The organism is Robiginitalea rubriflava (assembly GCF_052540725.1).
In genome coordinates, this window is record NZ_CP199309.1 from 2,123,817 (window position 1) to 2,137,631 (window position 13,815).

At 46.3% G+C, this 13,815-nt stretch carries 11 protein-coding genes; 4 read left to right on the top strand and 7 right to left on the bottom strand.

The window, feature by feature from the left end; all coding sequences use genetic code 11:
- The first annotated feature begins 44 nt into the window (after window positions 1-44).
- Window positions 45-959 carry a dimethylarginine dimethylaminohydrolase family protein gene (locus tag ACT6NU_RS09680; RefSeq protein WP_445381469.1) on the top strand — a complete coding sequence of 305 codons (915 nt, stop codon included), beginning with the start codon at window positions 45-47 and terminating at the stop codon, window positions 957-959.
- Window positions 960-1,084: 125 nt separating this feature from the next.
- Window positions 1,085-2,017, top strand: coding sequence for a citrulline utilization hydrolase CtlX (gene ctlX / locus ACT6NU_RS09685; RefSeq protein WP_445381470.1), 933 nt, complete (start codon window positions 1,085-1,087; stop codon window positions 2,015-2,017).
- Window positions 2,018-2,026: 9 nt separating this feature from the next.
- Here ctlX and ACT6NU_RS09690 read toward each other — a convergent pair whose 3' ends face one another.
- Window positions 2,027-3,454, bottom strand: a complete 1,428-nt coding sequence (locus ACT6NU_RS09690) for an SDR family oxidoreductase (RefSeq protein ID WP_445381471.1) — start codon at window positions 3,452-3,454, stop codon at window positions 2,027-2,029.
- Window positions 3,455-3,490: 36 nt separating this feature from the next.
- Entirely contained in the window at window positions 3,491-3,919 is a 429-nt protein-coding gene (locus tag ACT6NU_RS09695) for a hypothetical protein (RefSeq protein WP_445381472.1), read from the bottom strand.
- A gap of 231 nt (window positions 3,920-4,150) precedes the next feature.
- Between ACT6NU_RS09695 and argS the strand changes: the two genes are divergently transcribed.
- A complete protein-coding gene (gene argS / locus ACT6NU_RS09700) occupies window positions 4,151-5,935 on the top strand; it encodes an arginine--tRNA ligase (RefSeq protein WP_445383850.1) in 1,785 nt (594 codons plus the stop codon).
- 59 nt (window positions 5,936-5,994) lie between these two features.
- Here the strand turns inward: argS and ACT6NU_RS09705 are convergent, their stop codons facing one another.
- A complete protein-coding gene (locus ACT6NU_RS09705) occupies window positions 5,995-6,723 on the bottom strand; it encodes a bacteriorhodopsin-like (protein WP_445381473.1) in 729 nt (242 codons plus the stop codon).
- A 99-nt stretch (window positions 6,724-6,822) separates the two neighbouring features.
- Here ACT6NU_RS09705 and ACT6NU_RS09710 point away from each other — a divergent pair, with 99 nt between their 5' ends.
- A complete protein-coding gene (locus tag ACT6NU_RS09710) occupies window positions 6,823-7,710 on the top strand; it encodes a Brp/Blh family beta-carotene 15,15'-dioxygenase (protein WP_445381474.1) in 888 nt (295 codons plus the stop codon).
- Here the strand turns inward: ACT6NU_RS09710 and ACT6NU_RS09715 are convergent.
- The 4 genes from ACT6NU_RS09715 to ACT6NU_RS09730 form a co-directional block, all read right to left on the bottom strand.
- On the bottom strand, window positions 7,707-10,277 hold the full coding sequence (locus tag ACT6NU_RS09715) for a TonB-dependent receptor (RefSeq protein ID WP_445381475.1): 2,571 nt from the start codon (window positions 10,275-10,277) through the stop codon (window positions 7,707-7,709). The genes ACT6NU_RS09710 and ACT6NU_RS09715 overlap by 4 nt on opposite strands.
- The gene (locus ACT6NU_RS09720) at window positions 10,258-11,169 is read right to left on the bottom strand and encodes a FecR family protein (RefSeq protein WP_445381476.1); all 912 of its coding nucleotides are present in this window, start codon (window positions 11,167-11,169) and stop codon (window positions 10,258-10,260) included. Before ACT6NU_RS09720 ends, ACT6NU_RS09715 begins: the two co-directional genes overlap by 20 nt.
- A gap of 159 nt (window positions 11,170-11,328) precedes the next feature.
- A complete protein-coding gene (locus ACT6NU_RS09725; RefSeq protein WP_445381477.1) occupies window positions 11,329-11,841 on the bottom strand; it encodes a hypothetical protein in 513 nt (170 codons plus the stop codon).
- Between the two features lie 225 nt (window positions 11,842-12,066).
- Window positions 12,067-13,734, bottom strand: a complete 1,668-nt coding sequence (locus ACT6NU_RS09730) for a formate--tetrahydrofolate ligase (RefSeq protein ID WP_445381478.1) — start codon at window positions 13,732-13,734, stop codon at window positions 12,067-12,069.
- Between the last annotated feature and the right edge of the window lie 81 nt (window positions 13,735-13,815).

Consider the following 13,815-nt stretch of genomic DNA (forward strand, 5'->3'; position numbering starts at 1 on the left):
TACGCAGGCCCTTTTTTTAATTTACCGGGTTTAATTCAAGCCTCATGATAGATTTAAACATCAAAGATGAAACCGCCCAGCTTAAATCTGTGGTACTGGGTACTGCAGAGAGTAATGGCCCGGTGCCCCGGCCTGAGGAGGCTTATGATCCGAAATCCCTGGAGCATATCCTGGCCGGTACCTATCCCAGGGAGGTCGATATGGTTGGTGAAATGGAGGCTTTCGCAGCAGTGCTGAAACGGCATGGTGTAAAAGTTTTCAGGCCTGAGGTCATTGCCAACTGTAATCAGATCTTTTCGAGGGATATTGCCTTTGTGGTAGATGATAAACTGGTGAAAGCAAACATCCTCCCGGAGCGGGAAAGGGAATTCGAGGCAATAGTACACGTTTTGGATCGTATTGATTCCGATCAAATCCTGACCCCCCCTGAAGCGGTTCATGTGGAGGGAGGGGATGTGATGCCCTGGAATGAATACCTTTTTGTGGGAACCTACTCGGCTCCTGATTATGCGGACTATATAACGGCCAGAACCAATAAAGAGGCAGTTGCCTACTTACAGGAACAATTCCCGCATCGCATTGTTAAATCCTTTGAACTTCGAAAATCCAATACAAATGCCCGTGAAAATGCCCTCCACCTGGACTGTTGTTTTCAACCGGTCGGCAAAGACATGTGCATTCTGCATAAGAATGGTTTTCTCTTAGAAGAGCAATACGAATGGTTGCGGAACTATTTTGGTCCGGACAAGGTTTTTGAAATAGATAAAGAGGAAATGTACCGTATGTTCAGCAACGTTTTTTCAATTTCCCCGGAGGTAGTGGTATCGGAGCAGTCCTTTACCCGCCTGAACAACTGGTTGCGTTCCAAAGGCCTCAAAGTGGAAGAGGTGCCTTATTCTGAAATTGCCAAACAGGAAGGCTTATTGCGATGCAGTACGCTCCCGCTGGAGCGGGCCTGACAAGCTGATTTAGTTGCCGTATAGTGGGCGGGTTAGCTGGTGTATTTTTGCTTGAATTCAAGGGAATATTAGTAGTGTAAAACCTTAAGAAATACCTACATTTATCGCACTAATTTCAGGCATTAATGCAAATTACCAATACCATTTTAATGATACGTCCGGTGCAGTTTAGAATGAATGAGCAAACGGCCGTGAATAATTTTTTCCAGGAAGATCTGGACCTCCGCAATTCGCTTATCAACCAGCGGGCCCAGGAAGAATTCGATGCTTTTGTGAAAATACTGCGGGAGGCCGGTGTAAACGTGATAGTGGTAGAGGATCGGCTGGAGACGGATACCCCTGATTCCATTTTTCCCAATAACTGGGTTTCCTTCCACCGGAACGGGACGGTTGCCATCTATCCCATGTATGCCGAAAACCGGAGGAAGGAGCGCCGGATGGACATCTTTGATCTTCTGGAAGAGCAGGGGTTTGAGATAAAACAGATAATCGATTATACGGCTGCAGAAGAGGCAGGGGTGTTTCTGGAAGCTACCGGGAGCATTTTGATGGACAGGGTACACCAGAAAGCGTATTGCGCCCTCTCGGACAGGGCAGATGAAGAACTTTTCATCGAATTTTGCGAGGATTTCGAAGTCACCCCGGTGATTTTTACTGCCAATCAGTCTGTAGACGGGAAAAGGTTACCCATTTACCACACCAACGTAATGATGTGCCTGGGGGAAGATTTTGCCGTGATTTGCCTGGATTCAATCGACGATAAAAAAGAACGGAAGAATGTGCTGGACCACCTGCGAATGGACGGTAAAAAAGTAGTGAATATTACAGAATCCCAAATGCATCAGTTCGCGGGAAATATGCTGCAGGTTCTGGGGAAAAATGAAGAGCGCCTCCTGGTGATGAGCCAGGCCGCTTATGAATCGCTCCGCCCAGACCAGCTCTCGGTATTGGAAAAAAGCTCCAGAATTGTATACAGCCCGCTTACCACTATAGAGACTTGTGGGGGTGGCAGCGCCCGATGTATGATGGCAGAAGTGTTCCTGCCCCGGCAACATTAGGCCCCTGGCCTATTTTGTTTTAGCAATATTGCGGATCATCCCACCGAATATAAAATAATGTAAGGGCAGAATGCTGTACCAGTATAAGCGACCCCTCAGGCCCTTAGGGCGGAAGGTGGCGTTTTGGTGCAGGACGTTGTTCTCGTCTATTCTGAATTCCAGCCAGGCTTCACCCGGCAACCGCATCTCGGCAAAGAGTAAGAGGCGTGCTTTTTTGCGGTCTGCCAGCAATACCCTCCAGAAATCCAGGGAATCGCCGGTATAAATGCGATCCGGATGGGTCCTGCCGCGTCTCAGGCCAACCCCTCCGCTGAGTTTGTCCAGGAAGCCTCTTATTTTCCAAAGCCAGTTTCCGTAGTACCAGCCATTTTCTCCCCCGATTTTCCAGATGTTTTGCAGAACAGCTTCCCGATCCTCAATTTGCATTGATTTACTGTCAGTAAGCACCCCGTATTTGGGCACCTGTATATATTTTTCGAGGTTTTTACTCATCCGGCCGCTGATCATGCTGTCCTTCCAACTGCTTACTACCAGATTTTGTTCGATCTTTTTAAAGGCCATATCAATGGCTTCTGCGTAGGAATGTGTGGAAATACCCAGGAGTTGTTGCAACTTATTATCCCGGGCAATTACCTCCATCTTCATACTGTCCACCAAATTTACCGCCAGCTTATAGGAGGTGGAGGTTACAAAATACAGCCAGTAGGAGGAGAGTTTTGGAGTCATTACAGGTACCGTAAAAATCCAGTTTTTAAAGCCCCTGACCTTTGCGTAGACCTGTAGCATTTCCTTGTAAGTAAGTACATCTGGCCCACCGATATCAAAGGACTGATTATAGGTGTCCGTATTGCCCAGAACCCCGGTCAGAAATCGAATTACATCGCGGATGGCTATGGGCTGTGTTTTGGTAAGGACCCATTTTGGGGTGACCATTACGGGGAGTTTTTCACAGAGATCCCGAATGATTTCGAATGAGGAACTGCCGGAGCCTACAATTATCCCTGCCCGGAGGACGGTTAGTGCATAGGGACCGGTATAGAGAATGTCTTCCACATTTTTACGGGATTTTAAATGTTTGGAGAGTTTCTCCTCATTTACAATACCAGACAGATATATTACCTGCTCTGGACGCACCCATTCCATGTAGGCATTGAAGTTTTCTGCTGCCCGTGCCTCCTGCTCGTCGAAATCCGAGGTGGAAGAACTCATGGAGTGGATCAGGTAATAGGCAGCATCAATATCTTCCGGGATTCTGCCTTTTTCCGGCTCTTTAAGAAAATCTACTTCAACCACGCTAATCTGCGATCGGGTTTCTGCATCGATGGAGAGGCGCTTTTCATCCCGCACGGCACAGACTATTTCATGGCCCTCATCGAGCAGTTGCGGAAGCAATCGCATCCCGATATAACCATTGGCTCCAGTCAGTAGTATTTTCATCCCTTAAATATAGTCAGCTTATCCCGCAAGTTCGGGTTATGGTAATGGATCCTGCCTTTGGGCCGAGTAATCCGCCTTATAGCCAAGCAGTTTTACAAAAAACTTCTGCACCGCCTTGGTATCGGCCTCTACTTTGATAAAATGATGGTCCATATAGATGCTGTAAATACCCAGGTCCCCCTTATATAAAGTTAACTTGTAATACGGAATAACCAGTGCAAAAGTCTCCAGCAGAGAGCGAAACCGAACAATTATGCCTTCTGGCCGAAGTTCCACATTGCAGCTATTGCGATTGTTATCCAGTAACAATAAATTATTTATTTCCACACTGGCAGCAGTAATAAAAAGTTTGGGGGACCCTATTCCCTTCATCTCCCAGCGCTTTCTCAGGGTAAAAGGCTTCCCAACCAGCTGGTCTACTTTTTGGGTGATTTCCCGGTTATTATAAGATACATTAACCAGCATAACTCAGTGTTTGGAACATTATTCGAAAAACTCCTTCCGGATGGGCAGATGCGAAGCCCTGCCCCGGTTGCGCTGAGGTTTTGCGGGAAACTATATCAAAATCCCTAACATTCTTTGAGGTCATAGCTTTTTTTATAAAGGTAGCCAAAATGACCAAAACCTTGAAATGAACCGGGTAAAAGCCGAATACGGATGAAAAATTGTAATTTTGCAGCTTCTAATTCACCTGAAATGCATTTGGAAAACCTGATAACTCAAAAGGTAAAGGAAGCTGTTGAGGCCATCTACGGTATATCGCTCGAATCGGTTGAATTACAGCCAACCCGCAAAGAGTTCGAAGGGGATATCACGGTAGTGGTTTTCCCAATGCTCAAACTCCTGAAGGGCAATCCCGCTGCAATAGGGAATGCGGTGGGTGAGTATTTGGAAAAGGAAGTTCAGGAGGTGGTCTCTTTTAATACTATCAAGGGATTTTTAAACCTGGTAATCGGCGATGCCTATTATCTCAACTTCTTTAACGGGATCCGCACGGACGAGTCGTATGGCTTTGCCAGCGGGGGGCAGAATGAAGCCATTATGGTGGAATACTCTTCCCCAAATACCAATAAACCCTTACATCTGGGTCATATCCGGAACAATTTACTGGGGTATTCGGTTGCTGAAATTCTGAAGGCGGCCGGAAAAAAAGTATATAAAACCCAGATAATCAATGACAGGGGTATCCATATTTGTAAGAGTATGCTTGCCTGGGAACGATTTGGAAAGGGTGAAACCCCAGAAAGTAGTGGTCTTAAAGGCGATAAGCTGGTAGGAAACTACTATGTGGCTTTTGACCGTGCCTACAAGGATGAAATGCTGGAGTTAAAATCCAGGGGGATGTCAGAAGAAGAGGCGGCAAAGGAAGCACCTATTTTGAAAGAAGCACAGGAATTACTACGCAGGTGGGAAGCGGGTGATCCGCATGTGGTTGCCCTCTGGAATATGATGAATGGCTGGGTATACGACGGCTTTGAAACAACCTATAAAAACCTGGGAGTAGATTTTGACCGGCTGTATTACGAAAGCAAAACGTATTTGCTGGGAAAAGATGTGGTGGCCGAAGGCCTGGAAAAGGGAATTTTCTACAAAAAAGAAGACGGAAGTGTTTGGATAGACCTTACCGAAGAAGGGCTGGATGAAAAGATTGTTTTGCGTTCAGACGGCACCGCCGTATATATGACGCAGGATATCGGGACAGCCATACAGCGGGTTACCGATTTTCCGGATATAACCGGGATGGTTTACACTGTGGGGAATGAACAGGATTACCACTTTAAAGTGCTCTTCCTGATTTTAAGGAAATTGGGATATTCCTGGGCTGAAAACCTGTATCACCTCAGTTATGGAATGGTGGATCTACCCAGCGGTAAAATGAAGAGCCGCGAAGGGACAGTGGTGGACGCCGACGACCTGATGGAAGAAATGTCCGAAACAGCCGGGAGCATAGCCGCCGAACTGGGAAAACTGGAAGGATATACGGAGGCGGAGAAAAAACAACTGTATCATATGATTGGGATGGGTGCCCTGAAGTACTATATCCTCAAAGTAGATCCCAAAAAACGAATCCTGTTCAACCCGGAGGAATCTGTGGATTTTCAGGGAAATACAGGACCTTTTATACAGTACACCTATGCCCGTATCCAATCCATACTTAGAAAGGCAGATTTTGACTTTACTGATAACGTCCCGGCAGAAGAAATTGAAGGCCTGCAGGATAAGGAAAAACAGTTACTAAAGGATCTCGAAGGATTCCCACAACTTATTCAGGCTGCCGCAGCGCAGTACAGCCCGGCCCTGATTGCTAATTACACTTATGATCTGGTAAAAGACTTCAATTCCTTTTACCAGCAGGTTCCAATCCTTGCAGAGCCGGATACCGGCCTGAGGAGCTTCAGGACCCAGCTCTCCAAAAAAGTAGGGGAGGTTATCGCTTCTGCGATAGGCTTATTGGGGATTCAGGTTCCCGAGCGTATGTAAAAAAAAAGCTTCCCGTTTCGGGAAGCTTTTCTCTTTTCATAGCAATTGTAAGTTCAGGCTTAAGCCTTGTCGGAAGAAGATTTTACAGCCAGGTTATAAATAACCAGTCCGAAACCGATTTTGTTTACGGCGTCTCCAATGTTGTAAATAACATCCATGTCTAATCCACTGAAGATACCTTCATACCATCCAGGGGTACCAGCCATATATCCGATCGGATAGATTGCCCATCCTACCAATACAAACCAGCACAGCGTTTTGTGAGCACTCAGTACAGCGCCCCCAGCAGATTCGGCAAGTTTTTTCGCAGATCCTAACCAGATATCGTAAACGATAGCGAAGTAGGCGATACCTGAAACCAATCCCCACAACCAGGCCTGGTCACGATTTACGGCTTCTCCGAAGTAACCCGTTACAAGCATTACCACTGAGAGGAAAATAAGACGCCACATCAGCGAACGCTTGGCTCCGGCTACCTTAAGAATCAGGAAGAATTCCACGCACATTAGCGGTACAGTCAGAACCCAGTCCACATACCTGAAAAAGGTAGGTGATTCTTCAAAAGAGGCCCAGTAATCGCGCATGTACCAGTAGTGTACGGCAGCGATAAAAGTAATCAACCCTGAGACCAGGATGGAAGTTCTCCACTTCCTGTCAAAGGAATTCATGGATAGGAAGAAGAATGCCGAGGCAGCCATCATGGCCATACAGCCAACGAAGAAGGTAAACCCGACATAATCGTCAGTAGCTATCTTCGCCACCCACGAGAAATTAGTTAAAAGCTCCATAATAATTAGTTTTATTTGATTTGTCTAAGTAAATTTAAATAATGTTAAACACATTTTGTATAAAAAAATCATAAAATATTTAAACAAGCAGAAAAAAGTATGTTGCGGATAGCAGATTTGAGAAATGGGATGATCGTTTTGACCTTTTTCTTCTTGTGGGTCTCCATTTTTTTTAGTGACCGGGTAGAGGAGTGGCTGGCCTTTATCCTTATTTTTAGCTTCGGTATTGTCCACGGAGCCAATGACATACATATCCTCAGGACTGCCGAGGGCAGCCGGCGCCTCCTCCCTCCCTATGGAATAATATTGTTGTACATCGGTTTTGTCTTGGTTTGCGCCCTGTTGTTTTACATCCTTCCCATAGCCGCACTCTTATTTTTTATTCTTTTTAGTGCTTACCATTTTGGGGAACAACACTGGATAGACCGCCCGCTTCGCAAGGGGCCGCTTCGCAAACTCACTTTTTTCAGCTACGGGATGGTGGTTCTCAATACACTGTTTATGGCCCATTCCGAACAGGTCTCCCAGGTGATTTATGAGATTGCAAATTACCAGCTATCCGGGCAGCTGTTCGGATGGGTAACACTGTTGTTCCTGGGCCTCTTCTTAATTGCCCTGCTTTTGAGTATTGAATGGAAAAAGCTCCTGAAATTTTTACCCTTTGAGTTATTTCTGCTGGCGGTGTTCTTTATAGTTTTTCACACCGCCTCCCTGATCTGGGCCTTTGCCATTTATTTTATCCTCTGGCATTCCATTCCCTCCCTGGCAGACCAGATTAAAAAGCTATATGGGAAGATAAACCTGAACGCAGCATTAAAGTATTTAAGGACCTCAGCTATCTACTGGGTTGCTGCGCTGATCACCCTTGCAGCAGCTTTCCTGTATTTCAGGGACAGTGAATCTGAGTTTTTACCCTTGTTTTTTTCTTTCCTTGCGGCCATCACCTTTCCTCACGTCCTGGTTATTTCCAGGTTGTATCAGGACTAAAAACGGATTCGGAAACTCAGATTGGGGGTCAGTCCAAGGGAAATATTTTCAACCCGCTCAATTTCATCCTGATCATTCAGGCGGAAGTAGGTGTCCAGGATATTTTTTCGGCCACTCAGGTTTAAAACAGAAGCCCCGGCATTTGCCTGAATGCCTTCTGAAAGCCTGAAGCTGTAGACCAGGGAGGCATCCATCCGCAGGTAATCCGGCAGCCGGCTGCTGTTGGGCTGCTGGTAATTTATCCGTGCGGGGACGGCCGTGGTATTGATATCGTTTGGCGCTGGCTGCGGCTCGGTAAAGGGCCTGCCGGTGCGATAATTCAGGCCAATCGCAATCTTGAAATTATCATAGGTGTAATTAGAACCCAGCGTCAGTGTATGCCTGATGTCCAGGTTATTGGGGAAAGTAGTAGGCGGGGTATCCAAATCTTCAAAAGTATAATTATTCCGATTATAGGCATAACTGACCCAGTTGCTCCATTGTTCGCTTTTGTAATTGAGCAGGGCCTCTATCCCATTCACCCTATAACGGCCAATTTCTCCACTGAACTGATTTTCATTCTGAAACCCTTGTGTATCTGTACTAATCCCGTCAACCTCCTTGTAAAAAACCTCCAGGCCTGCCAGCCAATGGCCTTTGTCAAAATGCAGTCCGGCAGAAAGCTGTTTGCTTTGGGCAACCGGAAGGGAACTGCCGTCCGCCAGTACCCACCGCCTCTTCTCAATTCCCAGAAAGTTTTGTTCCAGATCAATGATCTGATGTGTTGCCTGGTTTTTCATTTCTCCCAGCACCTCCAGCCGGAAGGCATCTGAGACGGCATACCCCAAACTCAAACGGGGTTCCAGGTATACTTCATCAAAATTCCCCGGGTTTTGAAGGTAATTCAACCTCAGGCCAGCGTTACCCAATAATTTTTTACCGGGGCCGGTGTATTGCCATTCGGTAAATGCTGCATGGGTGTACAGGAGGTTCTTGATACTGCTTTCAAAAAAGGGGAGGTTTACCCGGGTGGTATTGGTAATACCTGTTTCAAAAAACTGATACCCGGCAATCCATCTTAACTGATCGTTGAAACGATAACCCAATTCTGTTTTCAGCGCGTTTTCGTTTACCTGGTTCAATTGGAAAAGTGCCTGCCCGCTGCTTTCTGAAAACACATCGGAGTCCAGTTCGTATTCGGTATGGTAGATCAGTATCCGGGTGCTGAGGTCCTGGTTCCAGTTGCTGCTGAGCCTGGCTCCGAAACTGAGGTTGGTCTGATCCAGATTCGAACGGTTTTCGCTGTCATCGGCAGAGAGGATTTCGGAATAGGTCAGGTCATTGGTAACACTCTGAAAGTTCAGTCTAAGTTTGTGGCGATCCCCCAGGTCGTATAATACTTTCCCGCTAAAGTCATAGAAATAAAAATTCTCATCCCTGCTGGCTATGCGATCCGTATTGATGCTTCCGGGACCGCTTATTTCAGTATCCTGGAAGGCGCGGTCAAAAAATTCAGAATAGGTAGGAGTATTTAAAAAATCGGTGACGGATCTTCGGGCAGAAAATTGAAAAGCGAGACGATCGCTTAGCGGGATATGGGCATACAGATCACCTCCAATCAGGTTAATACCAGCCCCGCCATAATAGGTTCGCTGCACTTCATCATAGGTCTGCATGCTGATGATCCCGCTCAACCCTCCTCCGTAGCGTGCGCTGGATCCGTTTTTTATGATGCTTACTTCTTCTGTCAGATAGGGATTGAATGCGGAGATGAGCCCAAAGAAATGCCCGGACTGATACATTTGTATTCCATCCCACAACAAGAGGTTTTGGTCATTGGTGCCGCCGCGGATATTGATGTTAGATACTGTTTCATCTATGCTTTTGATTCCCGGGAGGGCTTGGATGGTTTGAAGCACATCCGGCTCGGTCAGGCCCGGTAACAGACCAAAATCCCCCGGTTTCATTAGAATACTCCCGTCGGATTGCTGCGATAGCCCAGAGGTTAAATACTTATAGACAATTACTTCGTCCAACTGCTGATAGAGTACAGAGAGCATCAGGGTGGTGCAGGGGTTATTCCTGAGCAGGCGGTCTGCTGTGATATAAAGGGTTTTATAACCGAGGTATCGAATCTTTAAGGTGGCCTTTCTGGGAATTTCTTTCAGGGAAAAGGAACCATCTGTATTGGTTGTCACGGCTATACTGCTGCCCATAACTTCCACTGTGGCCCCGGGGATGTTGTTTTGCTCAAAATTATCGAGGACCTTTGCACATATATCCACAGTTGTGGATTTGGAGATCGTATAGTAACGATCATTTAATTGCCGGATGAGCAGTTGCGTTTGTTGCCGAAGTTCTTCTAAAAGCTGCTCCAGGGGGTCTGAGGTGTCCAGATACACCAATATCCCCTCAAGGTCTTCATCTACGTAAGAGAATTTGACTTCGTAGCGCTCTTCCAGTAGTGGTATTAGAGATACCAGTTCCCGGCCATTATTTTTGGAGGGATCCTGCCCCCGCATTGCCAGGAAACTGCAAATAATGAGGATCAGCCAAAGGCTGCGAACCTTAGGGAGTGTTTTCGGCATATAAAAGCACTTTGTTCCCATTTATACTAAATTTAAGTTGTAATGGGGCACTTATACTTTGTAACGCCAAATTCATATTTGTGTTGCTGAACGTACCGGTAAAAACCTCCTGCAGATCAACATTTTTGGTAATCACCTTAATATTGTATTGCCTTTCCAATTCACTGAGCACATAAGAAAGAGGCATACTTTGGAAACTGCTTTCATCACCAATCCAGCTTGGAGCGGTTGCGGCCAGCTGATCAGATTGCACTGCCTGTCCGTTCACAAAACGATAGCTGTGGCCTGCAGGCAGTTCTATTTTTTTATCTAAATGATCTACCCTTACCAGGCCTTCATAACATCGAACTATAAAGATATCACCCCGCTGGACCACATTGAACTGTGTACCTAGTACTGTAACGTCTCCCTTTTTAGTCTGCACCGTAAATTTCTTTCCTTTGGCAACCTTAAAATATGCTTCCCCTTCCAACCGAACATTTCGGTTTTCATCCCATTTCTTTTCGCTGAAAGAAAGGCTGGAACCTGCATTGAGGATTACCTCGGATGCATCCGGAAGCTGAACCTCAGTCCTTTGGGCATAATCCGTTTGGATCTTTTCGGAAAGTGAATTTATATAGAAATAGGGTACTGCAATCAGTACTATAACTGCTGCTGCAATTTTAAGCCAGTATCCGGGTGTCCTCATGCGGATGACTTTGGAAGTACGGGAAGTTCTCTTTTCCCTGAGTTCATTCAGCGCCTTTTCGGAGTCAAATTCCGGAGCCTGCAGCCCGGCTGAAGCCTTTGCAATCCGCTCATAGGTGCTAAAAGCTTCCGACTTGCGGAATGCTTCCAACTCCGCTTCGGAGAGCTCGTTATTCAACCATTTTGCTAAGTAATTTTCCTTCATGGCATTTGCCTTTACCCCTTTATAACAATCCAATTAATAAAAACCCTACCGTTTATCGATAAATTTTTTTGTAAACGGTACCGTAAAGATATCAAAATGAACTTTCAGAGGGCTCAACAGATAAGGATTTCGAGAGAAGTGCCGGGCATTCTCCAAAATTCAGGGCAGCTTCAGGAGTTCCTGCCGCATTATATTTTTAAAGTGATAGTACATCAGGAAATAGAGCGGCATCCCCATAAAGAAAAAAACCAGGGCACTTCCGGAACCGCCTGTTTTACCTATATTGTTGAAAAAGCGATCCTGCGATTCGAAGGACAATAAAAGGAAACTTACGAAACCCAAAAAGCTGCTGAGCAGCAGTATTGAAATGAGCATATTGGGCTCCGTCAGGAAACTCAGGCCCATTACAAATAAAAAGAAGAGGTATATACCAAACCCGATTTTCGAATTTCTGCGAAACAACAGATAGGGTTTAAGGGCTGCTTCAAACTGACGATTATTTAAATAACCCAGCCTTCTGAGCAGGGTTTGGTCCATTCCGCGCAGTTCCAGGATTTGAAGAGCCTTGGAGCGCATGGATTCCGGATAACCGTGAAGTCTATAGTTCCTGACTATATCCATCAATTGCGGATTATCCAGCGTATTTAAATGATCGTAAGTGGGGCGCATCATTTAGTAAATAAAATCCTCAGGGCACTGCATTTGCAATGCATTAAGGGCTTTAAATGTAGGAAAATTTATGCATCGACCGATTAAACAGTGTTGTTGGTCGATCAAATTTCGGTAAAAGCACTAATTTTTACGAGCAACGGTATAAAAAGCTGATCTAAAGGAAGATAACCGACTACCGGGTCTGTAGAAGTTGCTCGCTTTCACCTTTGTAACAGGTGGTATTTGCTAAAATAAGCCGCTGATTTCCCCATTTTTGTCTATCCCTATCTGCTCTGAGGCAGGATGCGCGGGCAGTCCCGGCATGCGGAGGATATTGCCTGCAATGGGGATGATAAATCCGGCTCCTGCCGCAATCTCCAGTTCGCGTATGTTGATATCAAAATTCTCCGGACGCCCAAGTTGTTTCTCATCGTCGCTCAGACTTTTCTGTGTTTTGGCCATGCAAACCGGCAGCCCGGCGTATCCCAGTTCCTCGAAGCGTTTTAGCTGCCGTTTGGCCTTATTGGAAAGGATAACGTGTTTTGCCCCGTAAATGGTCTGGCAAATCTTTTCCATCTTGGTCCGCGGGCTGTCTTCAAGGGAATAAGTGGGTGTAAAAGGCGCCTTACAGCCAGCTGCGGCTTCTGCAACTTTTTCGGCCAGAGCAGCACATCCCTTACCGCCTTCGGCCCATCCATCGCTAATCGCAACGGAGACCCCCAGCTTTTTACAATGTTCTTGTAATAACCGGCGTTCCGCATCCGTGTCATTCTTAAAATTATTGATGGCAACAACAATAGGGATACCAAAGGTTTTCAAACTGCTTACATGGCGTTCCAGATTCGGTAAGCCGGCCCGCAGGGCATCAGTATCTTCTTCCGTAAGGGAAGCCAGGGGTTTACCCCCATGGTATTTCAGAGCCCTGATGGTTGCCACCAAAACGATTGTCTTCGGGGATATACCTGCAATCCTGCATTTGATATTCATGAATTTTTCTGCTCCCAGATCTGCACCGAATCCCGCTTCCGTAACCACGTAATCTGCCAGTGACATCCCCATTTTGGTCCCGATAATGGAATTGGTCCCCTGAGCAATATTTGCAAAAGGTCCGCCGTGAATTATAGCCGGGTTTCCCTCCAGGGTCTGCACCAGATTTGGTTTAATAGCATCTTTAAGCAATACTGCCATTGCACCTTCTGCCTTCAGGTCGCGGGCGTAAATGGGTTTCCCGTCCCAGCTGTCGGCCAGGTAGATGTTCCCGCATTTCTTCTTGAGGTCTTCAAAATTTTCACTCAGGCATAAAATTGCCATGATTTCGGATGCGGCCGTGATATTAAAACCTGTTTCCCTGGGGACACCCCCTGCCTTGCCCCCCAGGGCTGCAATGATGTTTCGAAGCCCCCTGTCATTCATATCCATACAGCGCTTCCATAAAACGGTCCTCGGATCTATCCCCAGGTTCCCCGTCCGTGCCTGAATGTTATTATCGATCAGGGCAGCCAGCAGATTATTTGCTTTTTCTATGGCATTGAAGTCTCCTGTAAAGTGCAGGTTGATGTCGACCATTGGAATTACCTGGCTCCAGCCGCCCCCGGCAGCACCGCCTTTAATCCCAAAAACGGGCCCCAGGCTGGGTTCCCTTATTACAGTTAGTGCTTTTTTGCCAATATGGTTCAATCCGTCTCCCAGGCCGATGGAAACAGTAGTCTTTCCCTCACCTGCAGGGGTAGGGGTGATGGCTGTGACCAATATCAGATTGGCAGCGTCCACTTTATTCTTCTGAATAAGGGATAAAGGGAGCTTTGCCTTGTTGGATCCATAGTATTCCAGCTGCTGTTCGGGGATGTTCAGTTTTGCCGCAATATCACGGATGTGCTTTTGCGAAACGCTTTGGGATATTTGAAGGTCGGTCATGGTCGGTTTTGATGAGAAATTCAGTTATAGGAATTAAGGTACTAAAAATCGACTGAATCTGCCTGCAGTTTCCGGTAGCTC